This is a genomic window from Bacillus sp. FSL R5-0443, from assembly GCF_038608285.1.
In the GTDB taxonomy this organism is placed as follows: domain Bacteria; phylum Bacillota; class Bacilli; order Bacillales; family Bacillaceae; genus Bacillus; species Bacillus velezensis.
In genome coordinates this window covers 1,674,341-1,697,373 of record NZ_CP152013.1, presented here as the reverse complement: position 1 = coordinate 1,697,373, position 23,033 = coordinate 1,674,341, and the positions used below count along the sequence as shown (strand labels likewise).

Genomic DNA, 23,033 nt, shown 5'->3' with positions numbered 1-23,033 from the left:
CGCTAACCATGAGTTCATTATTGAATTACTTTTTCAAGCAGATGCTTTAATTTAAACAGCGCCTTTGAATGAATCTGTGAAATCCGCGACGTCGAAAGGTTCAGGACTTGTCCGATCTCGGTCAAAGTCAGTTCTTCTTTATAGAATAAACTGACGACAAGCTGCTCTTTTTCAGAGAGCTCGTGAATTTTGCCCGCAAGCTGAGCGATCAGCTCGTCCTTCATGATTTTTTCTTCCGGCGGCACATTTTTGTCATCTCTGATCATCACTTGAATATTCTCACCGTCATCCTGGTCGTGAAGCTTTTCATCAATTGATAAGAGATTGGCAAAAAACCCTTCATTCATCGTTGATACTACGTCCTGCTCCGTCATCCCCAGCTCTTCTGCGATCTCTGAAGGCGTCACATTCCGAAGGTAGCGCTGTTCAAGTTTTTCGATCGCCGCTTCGACTTTTTTTGTCTTCTCCCGTGAAGTTCTGGGCAGCCAATCTTCTTTACGCAGCCCGTCGATGATTGCACCGCGAATTCTAAACGAGGCATAGGTATCAAATTTTAAATCCCGGCCGGGGTCAAATTTTTCCAGGGCATCATATAAACCAAGCATACCAAGGCTCATTAGATCGTCTTTATGCACCGATTTCGGCAGTCCGACGGAAATTCTGCCGACATGATATGTGACCAGCGGCATGTAACGGCGCATTAAATCATCACCGGCTTTAGGATCTTTCCACTCTTTCCAGCGCGACCAAAGCACCTGATCTTCATAATTCAAGGATTGCATTGTTATCCCCCTACCTCATACCTTTATTAAATCGTTGTTTCACCTTGTTTAACAGTTCGAATGTGCAGCATGCAGGACTTTGGCTCAAATTCAATCGTCCGGCCGCTTGAGCCGCCCGTATCTTCACTGATGACCGGAATGTTATACAATGAAAGCTGCTCTTTGATGGCCGCTACATTCCTCGGACCGATTTTCATCAGGTCGTTTGTCATTTTAAACTTAAACATCTCCGCTCCCCCGGCGAGCTTTGCCTTCAGGGCAAACTTGCGGCAGCCGGCTTTCAAAAGCATATCAATCGTCATCTTAACGGCGGTGTCCGCGTATTTTGCACGGTTGAGCTCCGCCGTTTTTGATAAACCGGAGTCCGGCAGCATGACGTGAACGAGTCCTGCCGTTTGTTTGTCTTTATCGTATAAAACCAGCCCCACGCATGAACCGAGTCCCGAGGTTCGGATTTTATCCGGGTAACGCGCGACTTGAACATCCGCAATCCCCACTTTAACGACTGCGGCTTCCGCACGGCTCATAAAGCCGCACCCAATGAGACGAAGAGCTTTTCAAAAGAATCATAGTCCGGGAGCATAAACATGTGGGCTTTGAGCTCCTGCCGGCTGCCCTGGTCAAAAATAGAAGTATCCACGACAATGGCATGCTCTCCGACTTGGCTGAGCTCCATCAGCCCTTCACTGATAACCGCGCCGAACATATCAAGTGAGATTTCCGGCACGCTCGGGTAAATCTCAAGCTTTGTCAAATCAGCCAATGCCGTTAAATAGGAACCTGCTAAAATATTGCCGAACTCATGTAAAGCAGAAGAACTCAAATGATCTTCGCCCAACTGGTCAATATCAAAATCCGGATTTCCGATCAGCTCTCTGATAAACTGTTCCGCCTGATGGAAAGGCATGATGAGAAAGATAGAGCCGGTCATGTCGCCTTCCATTCTTAAAAAGATACTGGCGACCGGCGTTTCAGCCCCGCCGAAAAAATCAGCAAGCTCATCAAATGTCAATAAAGTCGCAAACGGCACTTCCATGTCTATCTTTCTGTTCAGCAGCTGAGCCATTGCAGAAGCCGAGTGACCCGCCCCGATATTTCCGACTTCCCGCAAAATATCCATCTGCTCTTCTTTGATCGCTTCAAACTTACTCATGTTGTCTTTTCCCCTTTAAGCATTAGGCTCTCCGGACGCAGATGCCGAAGCACCTTTATCCAGCACCGCATGCGCATCGATAATATTGAGGAGCCTGTTATCTTGCTTGACGATCTGTTTAATCCACACATCCGTTTCCTTTGTCTGGCTTTCAGGCGCGGATTCGATTTCATTTTCATGCACGGTGATGACGTCATTGGCCTCATCCACGACCCATCCGACATCGGCGTCACGATAAGAAATGATGATAATCCGAGTCTCTTCTGTGATGTCCTGTTCAGGCTGATTCAGACGTTTTCTTAAATCAAGAACCGGGGTAATCACTCCGCGCAGATTGATAACGCCGCGGATATAAGATTCCACACCCGGGACCCTCGTCGGTTTTTGCCACTTTTCAATTGATTTCACCTGGGAAACTGAGATAGCGTATTCTTTCCCGTTTATCATAAACACAATCATTTTTTCACCTGTTTTGATTTCAGCAGTCATTCGGGCACCTCCTCGTGTCGTTTTAGTAGATCAGCGCATTGCAATCAATAATCAGCGCCACTTCTCCGTTTCCGAGAATCGTAGCGCCGGAAATCGCAAAGACGCTTGTTAAATAGTCGCCGAGTGATTTCAGTACGACTTCCTGCTGTCCGATAAAAGAGTCCACGACAAAAGCAGTGGATTTATCGCCCTTTTTCACGACGATTACATGGAACTGATCGGCATCCTGTTTTGAATCCGTAATGCCGAATTCTTTTTTCAGATAGACGATCGGAACGATTTGGCCTCTGAAATCAATCACTTCTCTGTCATGCGTCTGCAGGATATCTTTCTTATCAATAACAGCCGTCTCTATAATAGAAGAAATCGGTATCGCAAACGTCTCTTCTTCCAGTTTAATGAGAAGAACGGATATAATTGAAAGTGTCAGCGGAAGCTGGATACTGAAAAGAGAACCTTGACCTTCCGCGGATTTGACACTGACAGAGCCGCCGAGTGATTCGAGTTTATTTTTTACGACATCCAGGCCGACGCCCCGCCCTGAAATGTCAGAAATTTGATCGGCAGTCGAGAAACCCGGAGCAAAAATAAGCTCGTAAATCTCATTATCTTCAAGCGTTTCAGCATCACGTTCGGTGATTACACTCCGCTCGAGCGCTTTTTCAAGAATTTTCTTTCTGTTCAGGCCGGCCCCGTCATCTTCAACCTCAATAAAGACGTGGTTGCCGCTGTGATATGCCTTAAGCACAACATGACCTGATTCCGGTTTTCCTTTATTCACCCGTACTTCAGGCGATTCAATGCCGTGATCGATGCTGTTTCTGATTAAATGAACAAGCGGATCGCCGATTTCATCAATCACCGTGCGGTCCAGCTCCGTTTCAGCTCCGATGATGGACAATTCGATTTTCTTGTTTAATTCTTTTTGAAGCTGGCGGATCATTCTCGGGAAACGGTTAAAGACGGTTTCTACCGGCACCATCCGCATATTAAGAATAATAGACTGAAGGTCGCCCGAGATTCTGGTCAGGCGTTCAACGGTTTCAGTCAGCTCATTGTGGTCAAGCTCTTTGGCGATCTGCTCAAGACGTCCGCGGTCAATGACAAGTTCTTCAAAAAGGTTCATTGAAGAATCCAGTCTTTCAATGTTGACGCGAATCGTTTTCGAGCCGCTGTGATGCTTCGGCTGTTCTTCCGTTTTCGCTTGCGGCTTAGGCTGTTTCTCAGCCTTTTTAACCGGAGCTTCCTTCACCGGTTCAGCCGCTTGCGGTTTTTCGGCCGTTTTTAACGGCGCACCGGCAGAAATTTCGACATTCTCCACTTCTGAAATGCCGCTGATGAGTTCTTTAATTTCTTCAGCAGGCTGCTTTGTTAAGAAACACACCTGAAAATCCGTTCCGAAATCTTCCGTCTCAAGCACTTCCGCGGCGGGTATCGTTTTTGCGACTTCCCCGGCTTCATTCAGCTTTTCAAATATCATGTACACGCGCACGGCTTTGAGCATGCAGCTTTCATTCAGGGAAACCGTTATTTCATAGCGGCTGAATCCTTGCTCTTCCGCCTCTTCAATAACAGTCCGTTCGAACTCATCATAATTCCATTCAGTTGAAGCCTGTTGTTTTGAAACCGGCGGTTCTGCTGTTTCGGCTGAAGCCGCAGTTTCATGCACCACCGCATTTACGTCGAGCTTCGCACTCACTTCAGAAATATCACGTTTGCCGTCTCCTCCGTCAATAATGGACTGCACCATCTCTTCAAGATGATCAAGCGCTTCAAACAGCACGTCCAGCCAATCTGATGTAACGGGCATTTCTCCATTGCGGATAGCGTCCAGCACATTTTCCATCAGGTGGGTTAAATGCGCCAGATCTGTATATCCCATCGTTGCGCTCATGCCTTTCAGCGTATGGGCAGCTCTGAAGATGTCATGCACAAGCTGAAGATCTGCCGGATCTTTTTCCAACAGCAGCAGCTTTTCGTTACATGTCTGTAAGTGCTCTTTACTTTCATCAATAAAGACATCTAAATATTGATTCATATCCAATTGATTCACACCCTCTCTTTTTTCACACATCCGGTGATGGATGCCGCGATATCTTCCACATGTTTAATCTCATGAATGAGGCCCGCCTTTATCGCTGACTTCGGCATTCCGAACACAACACAGGATTCGTCCGATTCCGCAATCGTTTTAACGCCGCCTGTTCTGAGCATTTCTTTTACGCCCTCGGTTCCGTCGCTGCCCATGCCGGTCATAATGACGGCTACCTTTTCGTAATCGGATAAGCGGCTTGCCGACCGAAACAAATAATCGGCTGACGGTTTATGCCGGCTTTCGGTATCATGAACGTCAAGAATGATGCGGAGCCTTCCGCCTTCCTCTGCAACCGTCATATTTTTTCCGCCGGGCGCGATGTACACCCATCCGTCTTTCGCTTCTTCACCGTTTTCCGCTTCTTTGACCTGAATATCTGACAAATGGTTGAGTCTGTCTGCAAGTGAAGCGGTGAAGCCTTCAGGCATGTGCTGAACGACAAATACAGGCGCCTTTAAATCCTTCGGCAGTTTCGGAATCACCTTTTGCAGAGCCCGCGGTCCGCCTGTAGAGGTCGCGATGAATACGGCCTGCTTGGCGGATTTTGCTTTCGGTCTTTCAAATCCCGCCAAAGCCGGACGTTCCGGGATAGAAGACTCTTTCACTGCCGCCTCAGGTTTTTGTGCGCAGGACAGCCCGGCTGCAATCACCCTCTCAATCAGCTGCTCTTTAATTTTATAAAGATCAAGTGAAATCGCTCCGGAAGGCTTGGTGATAAAATCAAAAGCGCCCATTTCCAGACAGTTGATCGTTTGGTCCTTCCCTTGCTGTGTCTGGCTCGATACCATGATTACGGGAAGTTTATATATGCTGATGATCTTCCGCAATGTGTCCGTTCCGTTCATGACCGGCATTTCAATATCAAGCGTGACAACATCAGGCTTGAGAAGCTCTATTTTCTTCAGCGCCTCTTCCCCGTTTCTGGCTGTCCCGATGACTTCTATCTGCACTTCCGCAGCCAGAAAATCGGTAATCATCTTTCTCATAAAAGCTGAGTCATCAACGACAAGCACACGAATCACTGTAAAGTCCTCCTCAATAAAAAAGAAGATAATCTCTCAATAAATGCCGGTTTCTCTTCTCTTGGTTTGTTTTCTTCCGTTTGAAACAAGACATCCGTCAGAAGACGGACGGACCTGCTGGCTTTTGCTTGAGGACTTTTTATTAAAAAAGGCACCTGGTCAATGACGGCTTGACTTACTAGCGGGTCATCGGGTATGGAGCCGGCGAAACGCACCTCCGCGCCTAAAAACGTGTGAATTGCATGAGAAAGGCGGTTGTACGTGTCCAGCGCCTGTTTTTGGGCACGGGCGCGATTGACGGCAATGTTTACGGTCAGCCGTTCATCCGCGAGCAAGAGATGTTTGATCGCGCTGTAGGCATCCATAATGGCCGTCGGCTCAGGCGTTGTCACGGCGAGAATGTCTTCCGCCGATAAAATAAACGGCAGCTGTTCTTTTGAAAGTCCCGCTCCCATATCAAACAGAACGTAATCAAAATCGCTTAATACAGCGGAAAGACCATTCATAAAAGCCGCCCACTTCTCTCCGTCTGCTTGATAGATCGCCTCAAGCCCCGTTCCTCCGGATATGTAGCGAAGGCCTTTCGGACCGGAGGACAGTGATTGCGCCAATGCGTGCCGATTCTCCATCACATCAATAATGGTGCGGGAAGAAACAGCGCCGATCAGCACATCAATGTTGCCCATTCCGATGTCAAGATCAATGATGAGTGCTTTTTTTCCTTTTTCCTGCAGGGCAACTGCCATGTTTAATGTTAAATTAGATTTTCCGACGCCGCCTTTACCGCTGATGACGGCTAATGTCTTCGCTTTTTTCTCATAAAGCTCCGGCTTGATCATTTGCCGCTCTCTCATTTTCCTTCTTAATGACTCTGCCTGATCGGGTTTCATGTCAAAAGCATCCTTACAAACTCTTTTGGTGAAGCCGATAGGATGTCTTCAGGCACATCCTGTCCATTTGTCAAATAGGCGGCGCCGATTCTTGATTCCGACAGCACTTGAAACACGGAGCCGAGTGAGGCGGTTTCATCCGTTTTCGTGAAAATGAATTGATTGACCGGCACACCTGAAAACTGTTTCAGCACCTGTTTCATATCTTCATATTTTGCAGATGCCGATAATACGAGAAAGGATTGTAAGCCTGATTCAAACGGAATCATCTCTTGTAATTCCGTAATATACTGCTCTTCTTTAAAGTTTCTACCGGCTGTATCAATGAAAACATGGTCATATTCAGCGAATTTTTCCAGCGCCTTCAGACATTCTTCCTTTGAATAGCATACTTCAAGAGGAGCCTGAAGCAGCTCCGCATATGTCTTCAGCTGCTCGACCGCGGCAATCCGGTAAGTATCCGTCGTCATAAAGGCAATTTTTTTATGCTCTGTCAGCATTGATGAGGCCGCGAGTTTCGCAAGTGTAGTCGTTTTGCCGGCCCCGGTTGAACCGAAAAGCACGACGTATTTTGATTGAATCCCTTCCTGCCACCTGTCTGCCGAAGGGAGTTTTTTCACTAACAAATCCTGCAGTTTGGAGCTGACATTATCTTCAGTTAAATCTCCGGAAACAATTGAAGAACGGAGCAGTTCACTGAGTACGGCGTTTTGCGTATGATCAGGAAGCCCGGCTTGCTTCAATAGTCTCTCGGCTTTTTTTAATGGTTCAGGGAGCACTTCTTTAAAATGCGCCAGTTCGCCGGAAATACTTTGATCCGGAAGACGCGGCGGCTGAACAGGCTCAGCTTTCTCCGCCGTTTTCGTCTTTTTCATTTCTTCAGCGGCAGCCGGCGGCGTTTTTCTCGCTTCCCTGACGTCACGATCTAAAACCGCTATCACTTCGACTGCCTGCTGCGACCGCAGCCCCAGCCATTTTCGTTTCTTTACTTGTTTGGAATGTAAAATAACGGCATCATTGCCGAGTTCCTTTTTGATTTGCTTCGCGGCATCCTGCATTGAAGCGGCTGTAAATTTTTTTATTTTCATTAAATATCCACCACTCCAATGCTTTGTACTTCAACATTTGCTTCCAGCTCATTATAAGAAAGAACCGGAAGATCAGGGAAATACCGTTCTAACAGCTGTTTTACATACATTCTGACAGCAGGCGAGCAAAGAAGAATCGCCGACTCCTGGCGGATGGAAAGCTGCTCGGCCTCTTTAGCGACAGAACGGATGATGCTGTCTGAAACCTCAGGGTCGAGTGACAGGTAATTGCCCTGTTCAGTCTGCTGTACCCCGTCTGCAATCGCTTTTTCCACCCGGCCTGAGCATGTGATGACCTTCAGCGTTTCATGCTCTCTCGCATATTGTGCCGTGATTTGTTTGGCAAGCGACTGTCTCGCGTATTCTGTCAAAAGGTCTGAATCTGTCGTTAATCTTCCGTAATCGGCAAGAGTTTCAAAAATGGTCACCAAGTTTCTGATTGAAACTTTTTCTCTCAGCAATTTGGCAAGCACCTTTTGAATATCGCCGACAGAAAGAGGATTTGGCGTGACTTCCTCAACAAGCACAGGATAATTTTCCTTCAGATGATCGATCAGCTGCTTTGTTTCCTGTCTGCCGACCAGTTCATGGGCATGCTGCTTAATTTTTTCTGTAATATGCGTAGATACGACTGACGCCGGATCAACAACTGTATATCCCAGCATGTCCGCTTCATCTTTTGCAGCTTCGCTGATCCATTTTGCGGGAAGTCCGAACGACGGCTCTATCGTTTCAATTCCTTCAATGACGTCATCTTCAGGCGTCGGTGACATCGCTAAGTAATGATCCAGCAGGAGCTCTCCTTTAGCGACTTCATTGCCTTTAATTTTCAATCTGTATTCATTCGGCTGGAGCGCGATGTTATCTCTGATGCGCACAACCGGAATGACAAGTCCCAATTCAAGCGCAAGCTGACGTCTGATCATGACGATGCGGTCAAGAAGATCACCGCCCTGCCCCGCGTCTGCAAGCGGCACGAGTCCGTATCCGAACTCAAATTCAATCGGATCAATATGTAAAAGCTGCACAACGCTTTCCGGGCTTTTCAGTTCATCCGCCTGAGCCTCTTCTTCAAGAATTTCTTCCTCTTCTTCGCTCGGCTTATCCGCTTTGGACAGCATGTAAGCGCCGAATGCAAGCAGACCGGCGATCGGCCCCGTCAGCAGAATGCCGATCGGTGTAAGAAGACCGAGCAAAAGTACAGTTCCCGCGGCTACATACAAGAGCTTCGGATAAGCAAACAACTGGCCTGTAATATCATGACCGAGGTTTCCTTCAGATGCCGCTCTCGTCACGACAATCCCCGTAGCTGTTGAAATGAGCAAGGCCGGCATTTGAGAAACGATACCGTCACCGACCGTCAGCATTGTAAAGTGAGACGCAGCTTCTTGTATGCTCATCCCCTGCTGCAGCATGCCGATTACGATTCCGAAAATAATATTGATCATCACGATGATGATCCCCGCGATGGCATCCCCTTTGACGAATTTGCTCGCACCGTCCATAGCGCCGTAAAAATCCGCTTCCCGGGCGACTTTTTCACGTCTGTGCTTTGCATCCTGCTCCGTAATCATGCCGGCATTTAAATCCGCGTCAATACTCATTTGCTTTCCGGGCATCGCATCGAGCGTAAATCTCGCCGCCACTTCCGATACCCGCTCGGCGCCTTTTGTAATGACGATAAACTGAATAATAATCAAGATAATGAAGACAACAAGCCCTACCAGCACATTTCCGCCGACAACGAAATTCCCGAATGTCTCAACAACCTTTCCCCCTTCTCCGTGAGAAAGAATCGAACGTGTCGTCGACACATTGAGCGAAAGCCGAAACAGCGTCAATAACAGCAGCAATGACGGGAATATCGAGAATTGCAGCGGTTCTTGCATATTCATTGTGGTGAGAAGCACGATCAACGCAAGAGAGATATTAATGATGATCAAAATACTTAACAACCATGGAGGGAATGGAATCACCAGCATTGCCACAATGAGGACAACACTTATTAAAACCGATAAATCTCTTGTTGACATGCTGTTTTTCTCTCCTTTTGAATCTGAAATTCACTATACTTTTTGTTTCGTTTTATATACATAAGCCAAAATTTCCGCAATGACTTTGAAAAACTCTTCCGGCACGGCCTGGTCAATGTCAACCTGATCATATAACGCACGTGCGAGCGGCCTGTTTTCAATCGTCATGACATCGTGTTCTTTGGCGATCTGTCTGATTTTTAATGCGAGATGGTCGACCCCTTTGGCAACAATGTAAGGGGCGTCCATTTTCTTTTCATCATATTTTAAAGCTATCGCATAATGGGTCGGGTTGGTAATGATGACATCCGCTTTCGGCACTTCCTGCATCATCCGCCTCATCGCCATTTCCCGCTGCTTCTGCTTAATTTTGGACTTGATTATCGGATCACCCTCCGATTTTTTGTATTCATCTTTTATATCCTGTTTTGACATTCTGATATTTTTCTCATAATCAAAACGCTGATATAAGTAATCAAGCCCGGCCAGCAGCATTAAAGCCCCTGATCCCGCAAGCCCCATCCAAAGAGTGAGCTTGGAAACGAAAGTGAGCACTTCCGCAGGAGTCAAAAGCGGAAGGCGGAGAATATCGCCATAATGCAGCCAGAGCACCATAAAGGCGGCAAAACCGACCACAGTAATCTTCAAAATGGATTTGACCAGTTCAACAATCGCCCTCATGCTGTAAATCCGCTTAAATCCTTTCAGCGGGCTGAGCTTATTCAAGTCAGGCTTGAGGACTTCCGCAGAAAACAGAAAACCCACCTGCATGTAATTGCTCACGACACCTGCCACAAGCGCGACCAGCATAATCGGCGCGAGGATGAGGCTGATATCTTTCACCGTATCCACGAACAGTTCATGCACGGCAGATGCAGACAGATGTAATGATATCGATTTCGTATAAAACGTTTTAATAAAGGACAGCAGCCTGTCCCGCATATAAGGACCGAGCGCGATCAGCGAAAGAAAGATAATCAGTAAAGAAACGGCTGTATTCACATCCGTACTTTTCGCGACCTGTCCTTTCTTTCTTGTATCCTTCCGTTTTTTCGGCGTGGCTTTCTCCGTTTTTTCACCGGCAAAGAATTGCAGATTCAGTCTGAGCCTCATCATGTCACACCGACCAATGCCAATAGATTCCGCATGGTTTCAACGGTAAGGCTGAAGATGTTGCGGACAACGACAAACATCACCGCCATACAAACGATCAGCATAATAAAGCTCACAGCTATTTTCAGAGGAAGCCCGACAACGAAAACATTCAGCTGCGGCACCGTTCTCGCCACGATACCGAGCGCCAAATCAACTAAAAACAGACTGGCCACAACCGGCGCAGACATTTGAAAAGCGATAATAAACATGGCATTGAAGCTTTTTGCGATAAAAAGTCCAAAGTGATCATTTCCAAACGACGGAAATGCCTGATCAAGCGGGATATACTGAAAGCTGTAATAAATCCCGTCCAATAAAAGATAATGGGCGTTTACGCTGAGCATAAATAACAGCGCCAGCGTATAAACGAATTGTCCGATCAGCGGGCTTTGCGTTCCTGATTGCGGATCAATGACATTGGCGATGGAAAAGCCCATCTGAAAATCAATAAAGGAACCTGCTATCTGAATGGCTGTCATCATCATGAAAGCGATCAGCCCGAGGCTCAAGCCCACAACGGCCTCTTTTATGACAAGCAGCATATACTGTTCCCCTATTTCTATTTCCGGCGCATGTTTCAGCGTGCTGAAGCAGATCACCGAAAGAAAAAAAGCAAAGCCGATTCGGTGAACCGCCGGCAGATTCCGATGCCCGAACACCGGCACCGTTACAAAAAAAGCAGAGATTCTGATAAAGACCAATAAAAAAGCGGGAAATAAATCAATGATGGAATTCATTTGATTCTACCCTGCAAATCGGTTCAGATGAGAGAACAGATCAGTTGTGAACGAAAGAATCGTCGACAGCATCCAAGGACCGAAAAAGATCAGTCCAAGCATCACCGCCACGATTTTCGGAATGAACGCAAGCGTCTGTTCCTGGATTTGAGTTGTCGCTTGAAAGATACTGACGAGCAAACCGACAATCAGCGCGATCGCAAGCAGCGGCCCGCTGATCATTAGTGTTACATATACGGCTTTTTCCGCCATGGAAATTACAAATTCTGAACTCACAATTAGCACCTACCCTAAAAGCTGTCAAGCAAAGATTTCACGATTAAATACCATCCATCGACCAAAACGAAAAGCAATATTTTAAAGGGCAGAGAGATCATAACCGGCGGTAGCATCATCATTCCCATTGACATTAAGACGCTCGCCACGACCATATCGATAATTAAAAACGGAATAAAAATCATAAAGCCCATTTGAAAAGCGGTTTTGAGTTCTGATATCGCATAAGCGGGCACCATCGTCGTCAAAGGAATATCCTGAATCGATTCAGGTTTTTTCATTTTGGCATAGTTCATAAACAGCGCCAGATCCTTCTGCCTTGTATGCTTGCTCATATACTCTTTAATCGGCTTCTCGGCTTTTGTATATGCTTCATCGAGACTGATTTTATTGTCCATCAGCGGCGTTAAGGCTTCCTTATTAACCTCTGAAAAAGTCGGCGCCATAATAAAAAACGTCAAAAACAGCGCAAGGCCGATTAAAACCTGGTTGGGAGGCATGTTCTGCGTCGCCAGTGAGGTTCTTACAAAAGACAGGACGATGACGATTCTCGTAAAGCAGGTCATCAAAATCAGAATCCCCGGCGCTACTGAAAAGACAGTCAAAAGCAGCAGTAATTTAACAGTGGAGCTGACTTCGGTCGGACTGTTTGAATTAAAAAGATTAATGAATTCATTCATGGTGATAAGGGCCTTTCTTCTTTCCTTCAGAACGGCTTTGTTTCAGCTCGTTCAGCTGTTCTTTCAGCGCTTTTGAAAACGACGGAAGCATCGTTTGCGGCTTTTTTTCTCCATCCTTACGCGGATTTACGAGCTTGGTCCATTCCACTTTTGAAGACATCGACTCTTCGTATTGGCTCAGAATCGCCTCGCGCTCTTTTTCATCTTCAATTTCTTTTAAAAGCTGTATCGTTTCGCCCACACCGACTACGAGAACGCTGTTTCCCACTTTAATCAGCTGCACGGAACGGTTTTGGCCGACTGATGTTCCGCCGATATTTTCTACATATTGAAACGGCTTCAGCAGACGGTTTCTTCTATTCATCAGTTTGACAAATCCATAGATCAGCAGAATGACGAATAATAACGCCCCAATCATCTTTACAAAATCAAAAGCGGAGACAGAAGATGCAGAAGCATCCCCTATCTCTTGATCAGCCGTTTGTTTCGATGTATCGCTTTTTTTCTCTGTTTTGTTTGTTGATTGTTTGTCAAACCATTCGTTGACGGTGGAATTGTCAGACTCCGCCGCAAAAGCAGGGAACGGATGTACATTGAGTAAAACGAAACAACAAATCAAAGCTAGTAAACCATGACTCTTTTTCAACAGTCGTACACCCTTTAGCTTAATGTTTTATTAATAGCTTCAAGCACGCGGTCCGCTTGGAACGGTTTCACGATAAAGTCTTTTGCGCCGGCTTGAATCGCGTCAATAACCATTGACTGCTGGCCCATAGCCGAACACATGATGATTTTCGCCTGCGGATCGATTTGTTTAATTTCCTTTAAAGCTGTAATCCCGTCCATTTCAGGCATTGTAATATCCATTGTCACAAGGTCGGGGGAATGCTCTTTGAATTTTTCGACTGCCTGCGCTCCGTCTGAAGCTTCAGCTACAACGTCAAAACCGTTCTTCACTAAAATATCCTTGATCATCATTCTCATAAATGCTGCATCGTCTACAATTAAAATTCTGTGTGCCATAATCTGTTTCTCTCCTCTATGTTCGCTTATTTTAAATTGTTAAGGCGGTCTGCCTGACTTAAAATATCAGTGACTCTCACGCCGAAGTTTTCTTCTATGACAACGACCTCGCCCTTTGCCACGATCCGCTGGTTGACCAGGATGTCAACAGGTTCACCAGCCAGCTTGTCAAGCTCAATAATGCTTCCCGCAGAAAGTTCAAGGATTTCTTTGACGCTTCTCTTCGTTCTGCCGAGCTCAACCGTAACGGAAAGCGGAATATCCATCAGCATATCAAGGTTATTCCTTGATCCTTGCGCCGCTTCGTTATGATCAAACGCCTGGAATTCTACCGGAGCGACTTGAACAGGAGCAGCTTTTTTTGCGGTTCCCTGTCTCTTCGGAAGCTCGGGTTTTGCCTGCGGCTCCGGCTGCATGGCAGTTTCCGGCTGCGGCGTTTCGTATGTTTCCTGTGGTTCTGATACGGTTTCTGCGGCCTCTGACTCATGCTGGTCTGCAGTCATCAGGTCTGCGATCAGATCTTTCGCAAACGTAATCGGATAAAGCTGCATGATGCTCGAATCGATTAATTCGCCGACTTTCAGACGGAATGACACTTTTACGAGCAGGTCATCCTCAGGTATTCTGTCAGTCCCTTTTTCTTCCGTCACATCCAGAAGTTCAACCCTTGGCGGAGAAATGTCAATCTTTTTACTGAACACGGTCGACATTGACGTAGCAGCCGAGCCCATCATTTGATTCATTGCTTCCTGCACGGCGCTCAGGTGGATTTCACCGAGTGACGGATCGGCGCCCCGGCCGTCCCCGCCGATCATCAAATCCGCGATGATGGCCGCGTCGCTTTGTTCGACGACGAGCAAATTGCTGCCGTCAAAGCCTTCTGTGTAGTTCACTTCAATGGCAACATACGGATGAGGAAATTCATCACTGATTTTGCTTTTTGAAATGACGGTCACACTCGGCGTCGTAATATCCACTTTTTGATTTAAAAGAGTGGACAGCGCCGTAGCCGAGCTGCCGAACGAAATATTCCCGATTTCTCCGATCGCATCGCGCTCAAGTTCAGACAAGTTCGCCCCTTGAGGCTGTTCTGTATCCTCTGACTGACTGCTTGTGCCGTTAAGAAGAGCATCGATTTCATCTTGAGATAATCTATTGTTCATCTTGTTCACCTCTTATGTCGTGATCTAAAATTTGCACTGCCTGTCTTCGATTCACCCGGCCGGCCTGCCCTAAAAACTTCGGTTTGTTTCCGACCAATACAGTAAGAGGATCAGTCACTGATTTGTCCAGAGTTATACAGTCCCCGACTTCCAAACTTAAAAATTCTTCTATTGTCAGTTCAGAAGCGCCCAAGAGAGCCACAACGGGAATTTGAGCCGTCATGATGCGCTTTTCAAGCAACTTCGTTTCTTCGGGCTTCGCTTCATTCCGGTCTGATTGCATCCAATAATGTACGGAAAGCTTAGGGATAATCGGCTCAAGTACGACATGGGGAATACAAAGATTAATGACACCGCTGATTTCACCTATCTGTGTATTGAGAGAAATGACAACGACTGTTTCATTTGGGGAAACCATCTGTACAAACTGAGGATTCACTTCAAATTCAGTCATTTCAGGGTCAATATCAGCAATTGATTGCCACGCTTCTTTGTAGTTGCCCAGTGCATTTTCAAATAAGTTAGAAATAATATTCGTTTCAATTTCCGTAAGGCTGTCAGCTTTGTTATGAGTGATGCCGATGCCTCCCATGACGCGGTCAAGCATTGCGTATGCGATGGTGGGATTAACCTCCATCATGATTCTGCCTTCCATCGGATGAACATCGAATAAATTTAAAATCGTCATGTTCGGTATGGAACGGATAAATTCTTCATACGGCACCTGGTCAACTGAGCTGACGGATATATGAATATACGTTCTGAGCTTGGCGGAAAAGTGTGTTGTGAGAAGCCTCGCAAAGTTATCATGTATCCGGGTTAAACTGCGTATCTGATCTTTCGAGAATCTGAGAGCCCGTTTAAAATCATATACCTTTACTTTTTTCTCTTTAACTTCCTTTTTCAGCTCTTCCGCATCCGCCTCACCCGTGGAAATGGCGGAAAGCAGTGCGTCTATTTCATTTTGGGAGAGAACTTCTCCTGACATTTTCTTCACCTCCGTATTCTGTCAAATTTGTTTTTATTGCAGATTAAAGGAGGTAATGTACACTTTCTGAACTTTTCCTTCTTGGAGATAGCTGTTTACTTTCTCTTTTAATGATTGTTTAAACGCTTCTCTTCCTTTATCTCCCTCAATCTCTCCGGCGCTTGTGTCGGCTAAAATGGAAATGATGTTGTCTTTCACCTGAAAATCGCGTTTTTCAAGTTCTTCCTTCGCTTTAGCCGAGTCGGTTTCAAGCTTGATGCCGATACGGATGATGCTGTCAGACTTTAAGTTTGTCGTGATATCGTCGACAGACACAGTGGCTGCAACGACTTCGTCAATTGTCGGCTTTTTATCTTTGCCGGAATGTCCGCTGACGACAAAATATGCTGCCGTTCCGAGGCCGGCGATGACAATTAAAATAATCAGCAAAATGATGACTAATTTTTTCTTCATTCTTCTTCCTCTATTCCCTGATCCAGTGAAAATATTTGTATGCTATGGTAAAACGATATGACTTTTTTGAGAACTGCTTCTTCCGGTTCTTTCACTACGAACTTTTTGCCGTTGGACAGTGTAATCGTCGTGTCGGGGAAGCACTCAATCTGTTCGATAAACAGCGCGTTCAGCGTAAAAGGCTGGCCGTTTAAACGGGTGACTTGAATCATGCAATCCGGAGAAGCGGCCTAACCGCCTCTCCTCCCTCCTTACCGTTTCAGATTAACCAGCTCCTGAAGGATTTCATCTGAAGTCGTAATGATTTTTGAGTTTGATTGGAAACCGCGCTGAGCAACGATCATTTCGGTAAATTCATCTGTCAGATCTACGTTTGACATTTCAAGATAGCCTGCCAAAAGCTTACCCGTTCCGTTTTCGCCAGGAGTGGTGACTGCGCTTGCAGCTCCTGAACTTAATGATTCTCTGTAAAGGTTTCCTCCGATTTTTTCCAGACCGGCGCTGTTAGGGAACGTGACCAGACCGATTTGTCCGGCATCATGAACCTCATCCCCTGCATCAGTGTATGTAACGGTTCCGTCTGCACCGATGCTGTAATCTTTCGCATCAGTCGGAATATTGATTTTACCGCCGCCGATTTTTTCAAGGTAGTACCCGTCAGTCGTAACAAGGTTCCCTTGATTGTCCTTACCGAAATTCCCCGCACGTGTGTAAACAATTCCCGCACCTGTATTAATCTGAAAGTAGCCGTCTCCGTCAATGGCTAGGTCGGTTTTATTCTGTGTAGCCTGCGGGGCGCCGGTTGAATGAACAACATCAATGGAAGAAGTCGCGGCACCCAAGCCGATTTGTTTTGAATTGGTCACGTTTGAACCGCCGGCGACTGTCTGGCTGATCATATCTTTAAATGTAACGCGGCTTTTCTTAAATCCCACTGTGTTGACGTTGGCGATGTTATTGCCGATTACATCTAGTTTTGTCTGAAAGTTTTTCATGCCGCTGATACCGGAATATAATGAACGTAACATGTTAAATTCCCCCTGAGTTTCTTATTATTTAGATGTTTCGCTGACGGCCGTGACATTCCACGGACTGACCTCTTTGCCATTTTCAAGCACGAGCACGTAATTGCCGTTTGAATGCTTGACTGAATTGACTGGGCTTGTCTGATCCTTCCCGTCGCTGTCGCTGAATGTGACATTTTTGCCGATCCAGTTCACATACATCGTAAACGGATCTTGATTTTCTACAAATTTAGTCATCGTCGTATTCATATTCATCATTTGCTCCAATGAAGAAAATGTCGCCATCTGGCTGATGAATTCTTTGTCATCAACCGGATTGAGCGGGTCCTGGTTTTGAACCTGTGTCATTAAGATCTTCAGAAATTCGTCTTTCCCTAAATTCGTGCTGCTGTTTACTGCGGAGGTGCTCTTCGCGCTTGAAGTGGTTGAAGCGCCCGCCGCGGCATAATCCGAGTTTACTGATGTCAACTATTCTTCCTCCATTTCATTGAGAGAAAGCTCCTCCAGCATATCTCCGAAATCGCCTGACTGCTGCTGGTTCTTCTGCTCTCTCTGTCCCTGATGCTGCTGTTTATTGTGATCGGCCGTCTGCCCGTAAACAGGCTGCTGATCCCCGCTTTGAAGCGGGACTGTAAAACGGTCGACCTGGACCGACATATTCGGAAGCGACTGTTTCAGCTGAGGAAGATGCTGTTCCAGCAGCTCTTTCGCGGACTGGCTGGATGCGATTATTTTGCTTTGAAACATCCCGTTTTCATTTGTCACCTTAATTGTGACAAATCCGAGGTTCTCGGGATTAAGACGAATCGTAAAGCTTCCGGTTGTTTTCCCGAAAGGCGTGTATTTCATCTGTTTCCAGCCGCTGATGACCTGATCCGTTAACGGTTTATTTTCTGCCTGCTGCTGTTCAGCTCCTGCGGACGCTTGCTGAATGCCGGCAAGGCTTCTCGTTCCCGAAAACAGTATATGTGCAGACAATTTGCTATCGGGCGCCTTTGCGTGAGAAACCGTGCCGCCGTTTTGCTGTTCTGTTTTCCCGGCTGACTCTTGGGATGATTCAGATGATTGAGATAACACAAAAGCTTTCAGCTCAGTTTCAGCCATATCCCATTCCTTTGTTCCCTTTTGAGAAAGGCCCGCAAGCTGCTCCGCGACGCTTTGAAAGCTCTTCAGCTCAGCGGCTGTCATGGAGTAAAGTTTAGATGCAGATTCGTTTTTCGGAAAAAATGTCTGCCGCAGGTCTTGAATCACGCGGTCTGGGACACCTTGTTTTTTCAATGCCTCTAATAAATGGGCGCCTTCCTGGTAAACCGCCTTTGCCTGCGCGCTGTCCGGCAGTTCCTGCTGAGATGTGAAGAGCTGGGATACGGCTTCTTGAATGAAAAGCAGGCCCTTCTCAAGCGCATCCTTGACGGAATCCCCGTCTTTTGCGGAAGAATCCGGCTCATCCGTTTCAGGCTTCGCCCCATGCTGTTTGCCCGCTAACATGTCTTCAACAGATTCGGCAAGCTGTTTCAATAAAGGAAGAGCTGTTGCAGCCGTCTGCTTTCCTTCAAGTGCTTTTACCGCCTCAAGCAGCTGTTTTAGCTGCAATTCTTTATCTTCCGGGCCGGCTTTCAGCCAATCACCGATTTTCGATAGGGCATCATTCAGCTCAGCGTCACTTGTTTTTGTTTCATCTCCGGGCTGCCGGGGAGAAGTGATTTCCGACAGAAGCCAGTTCTGAAATAGACCTAAGCTGTTTACATTCATCTTCACATTGCTGTTTTGCACAGTCTGCGTACGATTACCCGTTAATTCAAGCAGCTTCAACTTACATCACTCCTTATTTCCGTCAGCGGATAGTTTTTCTGTATATTTAGCCGCTTGTTCAGGAGTCATTTTCGTCAAGATTTCAGCAAGCTGCTTTTTACTTAATCCGTTTAAAATATCGAGGGCTTCTTTTTCTTTCAGCTTTACGATAATGCTTGCCGCTTTACCGCTGTCCATACTTTTATAGATGTTGATCATTTTATCTTTTCCGGCTGAATCCGCAGCGTCTTTTTTCGTTTCATCCGTCTTCGTTTTCTGCTGCTGTTCAGCTTCCTGTTTCAGTGAACGGATTTTCTGATTCAGATTATCGATTTCGGACTTACTTGTGTCTAAATCTTTATTCAAAATGTTAATTTCACTTTTTTGTTCCTTTATGGTCTTTTCAAGAGAAGCCGTTCTGTCTTCCTTCTGCTTTTCCGCCGCGCTTTTCATTTCTTTCGTTTCGGGAACCAATTCTTTTAAAACAGGCGTTTTAGCGGCTGTTTCCTGAATCGGCTTCATTACATCAACGCCGGCAGCCCAAAGAATGATGCTTGCGACGATGATCAGAAAAATCAGCGGGATCATGATAAAAAGCAGGATTGAACCGAACTTTCCAGATCTCTTTTCTTTATCGGCCATTTCATTCGCTCCTAATGCCCCTGAATCATAAACTGCTTGATTGAAATGTCGTCCATTTCCCTCATCTCTGCAGCTTTGTCTTCAAGTGCGAACATATTAAATTGTTTTTCCCGCATTTTTTCAAATTTCTTTACTTCAATGTTTTTTTCGGTGAGCTGTTCCTGCTTCTCATTCATTTCATTTCGTTTCATGATGACAAGCTTTTGATAATGATAGATGGTGTTCTCAAGATTGGAAACGAATTGCTGATAATGTCTCATTTCCTGAACGCTCATCCCGCATTTCAGCTTTGATTCTTTGTCTTTTTCGAGCAATTCTTTTTTGCTCATATTTTCATATAGTTTTTCAGCCACTGTCTCAAATTCAGAAACCGATTGTCTGTATTCAGTCAATGTTTGGTCTTTTTCATTTTCTTTTAATTCCAGCAGCTTTTGAAATCTGAATTGGTATGCCACGATGTTTATTCCTCTTTTCCTGTCAGACTCGTCAATGCCGCAATGCTGTCTTCCAATTGAGCAGGTTCTTCCGTTCCTTGTTTTAAAAATTGAATAAGCTGCGGATAAAACTGAATCGCTTCATCAATTTCTCTTGATGATCCTCTTTTGTAAGCTCCGATATTAATGAGATCTTCAGAGTTTTGATAAGTTGACAGAAGATCGCGGAATTTGTTGGCCGCCTCTATATGCGATGTGTCTGAAATATTAGACATGACCCTGCTGATGCTTTTCAGGATGTTCACGGCCGGGAACTGCCCTTTGTTGGCAAGCGCCCGATCGAGAACGATATGCCCGTCTAATATTCCGCGCACCGTATCGGCAATCGGTTCGTTCATGTCATCTCCGTCTACGAGAACCGTATAAAAAGCGGTTATCGTTCCTTGTTCATTCGCGCCCGTTCTTTCCAGCAAACGGGGCAAAATAGCGAACACAGAAGGTGTATATCCTTTTGTTGTCGGCGGTTCTCCCGCTGCCAGGCCGATTTCCCGCTGAGCCATCGCGACCCTCGTGACAGAGTCCATCATGAACATCACATTCCGGCCCTTATCGCGGAAGTACTCTGCAATGGCGGTGGCCGTATACGCCGCTTTCAAACGCATTAAGGCAGGCTGATCAGAGGTCGCGACTACGACTATCGAGCGTTTCAGGCCTTCTTCACCTAAATCCTTCTCGATGAATTCACGCACCTCGCGCCCCCGTTCACCGACGAGTGCGATAATGTTTAAATCAGCTTCAGTCTGCTTCGCGATCATTCCCATCAGGGTGCTTTTTCCGACTCCGCTTCCGGCAAAAATCCCGATTCTCTGCCCTTTTCCTACCGTCAGCAGACTGTCAATCGATCTGACGCCGACACCCATCTTTTCCCGTATCGGCGGGCGTTTCATCGGGTTTGGCGGCGGCTGTTCCGTCGAAACGGGGGACAAACCTTTCGGAAGCGCCCGGCCGTCAAGAGGCTCGCCGAACGCGTCGACAACTTGTCCGATTAAACCCGCGCCTACTTTGATGCGGAGCGACTCGCCAGTGGCCTCCACAATGCTGCCCGGCGCGATGCTGGCCGCTTCCAGATAAGGCATTAACAGAATGTTTTCATCTTGGAAGCCTACAACCTCAGCTTTAATCGCTTTTCTCGCATGGCCTTTCGGATAAATGAGACAAACATCTCCGATTGAGCTTTCGGGCCCTTTTGATTCAATCATCAGCCCGATGACCCGTTTAACCTTGCCGTAGCGTTTGTACGGATCCGCTGTTTCAATTGAGTCTATTAAATACTGTGTCTTCATTGCTCCGCTCCCGCCTCAAGCGCCGTTAAAAGTTTTTGCTTTAATTGCATCAGCTGGGTGTCTATGCCTGCATCAACCCGTCCGAACGGAGTTTCTATCGAGCACGTTCCCTTTGCGGCTTTTTCATCGGCATATAAGCTTAATCTGCATTCTTTGTATAACAGCTGCTGAATTTCGTCCATATGCTGATGAACCGTCTCATAATATTCAGGGTCCACATAGATGGAGATGTCATCATAATCTTTTACTTCGGCTACTACCTGTTTGACCAGCAGAAGGAAAGCCTCTTTATCATCACTTTTTTGCCGCCATACTTTTTTAGCGAGCGCAACGGAAAGCTCAATAATCTCTTCCTCAGCGCTTTCCAGTTTTTCCTCGACTGACTGTCTCGCCATTTCCATAACGGCATTGGCCCGGCTGATGAGATTGGCGTATTCAGCTTGAGCCTCGGCTTTTCCCAATGCCATGCCTTCTTCATATCCTTCTGCCTTTGCTTCTTCTATCAATCTTTGTTTTTCTTCCGCCCAGCGGTTTTTCTCTTCTTCAATCTGCAGAAGAGTGTGCTCTAATTGATTTTTCGCTTCTTCAGACACCCTGTCGGCTTCTGCTTTGGCAAAAGCCATGAGAGCCTCTGGATTTTCGGGTTCCTCCCGGTCTGGATGGGAATGTGTTTTCCTGACTTCCTGCAAGGAAAGCTTGCGCCGTTTTTGTTCAGGAGAAAATGATGATTGCTGTTTAATGATATTAGACAATAATATCGTCTCCTCCGCCTCGCGCGATTACAATTTCTCCGGCTTCTTCCAGCTTGCGGACGACGCCCACGATTCTTGATTGCGCCTCTTCCACATCACGCAAACGCACAGGCCCCATAATTTCCATTTCCTCTTTAAACGTTTCAACCATACGCTGTGACATATTGCTGAAGACGATCTCTTTGACTTCCTCGCTCGCAACCTTCAATGAAAGCAGGAGGTCGTCGTTTTCAACGTCTCTGATCACGCGCTGAATCGCACGGTTATCAAGGGTGACAATATCTTCAAAGACAAACATCCGTTTTTTGATTTCATCCGCCAATTCAGGATCTTGGATTTCCAATGAATCAAGGATCGTTTTTTCCGTTCCTCTGTCTACGCCGTTTAACACTTCAACAACGGCTTCTATGCCGCCGGTCTGCGTATAATCCTGCGTAAAGGAGGAGGACAGCTTTTGTTCAAGGACCCGCTCCACTTCATTTATGATTTCAGGAGACGTTCTGTCCATAACCGCAATCCTTCTTGCCACCTCAGCCTGAACGTCCGGGTTCAGCTCAGACAAAATCTGTCCGGCCTGCACCGGGTCAAGGTAGGATAAAATCAGCGCCATCGTTTGCGGATGTTCCTGCTGAATGAAATTTAAAATCTGTTCGGGCTCCGCTTTTCTCGCGAAATCAAACGGCTTTACCTGCAAAGAAGAGGTGAGCCTGTTTAAAATGCTTACCGCTTTGTCTTCTCCGAGCGCTTTTTCAAGCACTTGGCGGGCGTAATTTAAACCGCCTTGTGAAATATAGTCCTGAGCGATTGCGATATTATGAAATTCTTCAATGATTTCATCTTTTCTTTGATGATCGACGCTTCTGACTCCCGAAATCTCGAGTGTCAATCTTTCAATTTCTTCTTCAGACAAATGCTTGTACACAGAAGCTGATACATCAAGGCCTAAGGAAATCATGAGGATGGCTGCTTTTTGTTTTCCTGTAAGCTTGTTCTGATCACGTTTCGCCATTTTCCATTCC

At 46.2% G+C, this 23,033-nt stretch carries 27 protein-coding genes; all 27 read right to left on the bottom strand.

The window, feature by feature from the left end:
• Nucleotides 1–17 precede the first annotated feature (17 nt).
• The 27 genes from sigD to fliG are packed head-to-tail and all read right to left on the bottom strand — an operon-like array spanning nucleotide 18 to nucleotide 23,023.
• Complete coding sequence (gene sigD / locus NYE28_RS08590) at nucleotides 18–782, bottom strand: RNA polymerase sigma-28 factor SigD (RefSeq protein ID WP_003154217.1); 765 nt, start codon at nucleotides 780–782, stop codon at nucleotides 18–20.
• Nucleotides 783–808: 26 nt separating this feature from the next.
• Nucleotides 809–1,309, bottom strand: coding sequence for a chemoreceptor glutamine deamidase CheD (gene cheD / locus NYE28_RS08585; RefSeq protein WP_003154219.1), 501 nt, complete (start codon nucleotides 1,307–1,309; stop codon nucleotides 809–811).
• Nucleotides 1,306–1,935, bottom strand: coding sequence for a CheY-P phosphatase CheC (cheC, locus tag NYE28_RS08580; RefSeq protein ID WP_003154222.1), 630 nt, complete (start codon nucleotides 1,933–1,935; stop codon nucleotides 1,306–1,308). Before cheC ends, cheD begins: the two co-directional genes overlap by 4 nt.
• Before the next feature lie 15 nt (nucleotides 1,936–1,950).
• Nucleotides 1,951–2,424 (bottom strand): chemotaxis protein CheW, encoded by a 474-nt coding sequence (gene cheW, locus NYE28_RS08575; protein ID WP_003154225.1) that lies wholly within the window; start codon nucleotides 2,422–2,424, stop codon nucleotides 1,951–1,953.
• A 22-nt stretch (nucleotides 2,425–2,446) separates the two neighbouring features.
• Nucleotides 2,447–4,468 carry a chemotaxis protein CheA gene (gene cheA, locus NYE28_RS08570; protein ID WP_099566743.1) on the bottom strand — a complete coding sequence of 674 codons (2,022 nt, stop codon included), beginning with the start codon at nucleotides 4,466–4,468 and terminating at the stop codon, nucleotides 2,447–2,449.
• 5 nt (nucleotides 4,469–4,473) lie between these two features.
• Entirely contained in the window at nucleotides 4,474–5,541 is a 1,068-nt protein-coding gene (locus NYE28_RS08565) for a chemotaxis response regulator protein-glutamate methylesterase (protein ID WP_015239861.1), read from the bottom strand.
• Nucleotides 5,538–6,431, bottom strand: a complete 894-nt coding sequence (locus NYE28_RS08560; RefSeq protein WP_076424145.1) for a MinD/ParA family protein — start codon at nucleotides 6,429–6,431, stop codon at nucleotides 5,538–5,540. Before NYE28_RS08560 ends, NYE28_RS08565 begins: the two co-directional genes overlap by 4 nt.
• Nucleotides 6,428–7,519, bottom strand: coding sequence for a flagellar biosynthesis protein FlhF (gene flhF, locus NYE28_RS08555; protein ID WP_015417475.1), 1,092 nt, complete (start codon nucleotides 7,517–7,519; stop codon nucleotides 6,428–6,430). The genes NYE28_RS08560 and flhF overlap by 4 nt, the downstream gene beginning before the upstream one ends.
• A complete protein-coding gene (flhA, locus tag NYE28_RS08550) occupies nucleotides 7,519–9,552 on the bottom strand; it encodes a flagellar biosynthesis protein FlhA (RefSeq protein ID WP_007409788.1) in 2,034 nt (677 codons plus the stop codon). Before flhA ends, flhF begins: the two co-directional genes overlap by 1 nt.
• Nucleotides 9,553–9,585: 33 nt before the next feature.
• On the bottom strand, nucleotides 9,586–10,665 hold the full coding sequence (gene flhB / locus NYE28_RS08545; RefSeq protein WP_007409787.1) for a flagellar biosynthesis protein FlhB: 1,080 nt from the start codon (nucleotides 10,663–10,665) through the stop codon (nucleotides 9,586–9,588).
• A complete protein-coding gene (gene fliR, locus NYE28_RS08540; RefSeq protein ID WP_003154233.1) occupies nucleotides 10,665–11,444 on the bottom strand; it encodes a flagellar biosynthetic protein FliR in 780 nt (259 codons plus the stop codon). The genes flhB and fliR overlap by 1 nt, the downstream gene beginning before the upstream one ends.
• A 6-nt stretch (nucleotides 11,445–11,450) precedes the next feature.
• Entirely contained in the window at nucleotides 11,451–11,720 is a 270-nt protein-coding gene (fliQ, locus tag NYE28_RS08535; protein WP_003154234.1) for a flagellar biosynthesis protein FliQ, read from the bottom strand.
• 14 nt (nucleotides 11,721–11,734) lie between these two features.
• Nucleotides 11,735–12,400, bottom strand: a complete 666-nt coding sequence (gene fliP, locus NYE28_RS08530; protein ID WP_094031706.1) for a flagellar type III secretion system pore protein FliP — start codon at nucleotides 12,398–12,400, stop codon at nucleotides 11,735–11,737.
• A complete protein-coding gene (gene fliZ, locus NYE28_RS08525; protein ID WP_003154237.1) occupies nucleotides 12,393–13,046 on the bottom strand; it encodes a flagella biosynthesis regulatory protein FliZ in 654 nt (217 codons plus the stop codon). The genes fliP and fliZ overlap by 8 nt, the downstream gene beginning before the upstream one ends.
• 14 nt (nucleotides 13,047–13,060) lie before the next feature.
• The gene (gene cheY / locus NYE28_RS08520) at nucleotides 13,061–13,423 is read right to left on the bottom strand and encodes a chemotaxis protein CheY (protein WP_003154238.1); all 363 of its coding nucleotides are present in this window, start codon (nucleotides 13,421–13,423) and stop codon (nucleotides 13,061–13,063) included.
• Nucleotides 13,424–13,449: 26 nt separating this feature from the next.
• A complete protein-coding gene (gene fliY / locus NYE28_RS08515; RefSeq protein WP_076424141.1) occupies nucleotides 13,450–14,586 on the bottom strand; it encodes a flagellar motor switch phosphatase FliY in 1,137 nt (378 codons plus the stop codon).
• Nucleotides 14,576–15,574 carry a flagellar motor switch protein FliM gene (gene fliM / locus NYE28_RS08510; RefSeq protein WP_003154240.1) on the bottom strand — a complete coding sequence of 333 codons (999 nt, stop codon included), beginning with the start codon at nucleotides 15,572–15,574 and terminating at the stop codon, nucleotides 14,576–14,578. Before fliM ends, fliY begins: the two co-directional genes overlap by 11 nt.
• A 33-nt stretch (nucleotides 15,575–15,607) precedes the next feature.
• A complete protein-coding gene (fliL, locus tag NYE28_RS08505) occupies nucleotides 15,608–16,027 on the bottom strand; it encodes a flagellar basal body-associated protein FliL (protein WP_003154241.1) in 420 nt (139 codons plus the stop codon).
• The gene (locus tag NYE28_RS08500; protein WP_003154243.1) at nucleotides 16,024–16,239 is read right to left on the bottom strand and encodes a flagellar FlbD family protein; all 216 of its coding nucleotides are present in this window, start codon (nucleotides 16,237–16,239) and stop codon (nucleotides 16,024–16,026) included. Before NYE28_RS08500 ends, fliL begins: the two co-directional genes overlap by 4 nt.
• A 39-nt stretch (nucleotides 16,240–16,278) precedes the next feature.
• Entirely contained in the window at nucleotides 16,279–17,055 is a 777-nt protein-coding gene (flgG, locus tag NYE28_RS08495; protein WP_007409783.1) for a flagellar basal body rod protein FlgG, read from the bottom strand.
• 24 nt (nucleotides 17,056–17,079) lie between these two features.
• The gene (gene flgD, locus NYE28_RS08490) at nucleotides 17,080–17,520 is read right to left on the bottom strand and encodes a flagellar hook assembly protein FlgD (protein ID WP_007409782.1); all 441 of its coding nucleotides are present in this window, start codon (nucleotides 17,518–17,520) and stop codon (nucleotides 17,080–17,082) included.
• Complete coding sequence (locus tag NYE28_RS08485) at nucleotides 17,521–18,864, bottom strand: flagellar hook-length control protein FliK (protein WP_076424139.1); 1,344 nt, start codon at nucleotides 18,862–18,864, stop codon at nucleotides 17,521–17,523.
• 6 nt (nucleotides 18,865–18,870) lie between these two features.
• The gene (locus NYE28_RS08480) at nucleotides 18,871–19,485 is read right to left on the bottom strand and encodes a MotE family protein (RefSeq protein ID WP_007409780.1); all 615 of its coding nucleotides are present in this window, start codon (nucleotides 19,483–19,485) and stop codon (nucleotides 18,871–18,873) included.
• Between the two features lie 11 nt (nucleotides 19,486–19,496).
• Nucleotides 19,497–19,940 (bottom strand): flagellar export protein FliJ, encoded by a 444-nt coding sequence (gene fliJ / locus NYE28_RS08475; RefSeq protein ID WP_003154253.1) that lies wholly within the window; start codon nucleotides 19,938–19,940, stop codon nucleotides 19,497–19,499.
• Nucleotides 19,941–19,945: 5 nt separating this feature from the next.
• Nucleotides 19,946–21,262 carry a flagellar protein export ATPase FliI gene (fliI, locus tag NYE28_RS08470; protein WP_015239853.1) on the bottom strand — a complete coding sequence of 439 codons (1,317 nt, stop codon included), beginning with the start codon at nucleotides 21,260–21,262 and terminating at the stop codon, nucleotides 19,946–19,948.
• Nucleotides 21,259–22,014, bottom strand: coding sequence for a flagellar assembly protein FliH (fliH, locus tag NYE28_RS08465; RefSeq protein ID WP_015239852.1), 756 nt, complete (start codon nucleotides 22,012–22,014; stop codon nucleotides 21,259–21,261). The genes fliI and fliH overlap by 4 nt, the downstream gene beginning before the upstream one ends.
• Nucleotides 22,007–23,023 (bottom strand): flagellar motor switch protein FliG, encoded by a 1,017-nt coding sequence (gene fliG, locus NYE28_RS08460; RefSeq protein WP_003154256.1) that lies wholly within the window; start codon nucleotides 23,021–23,023, stop codon nucleotides 22,007–22,009. Before fliG ends, fliH begins: the two co-directional genes overlap by 8 nt.
• Between the last annotated feature and the right edge of the window lie 10 nt (nucleotides 23,024–23,033).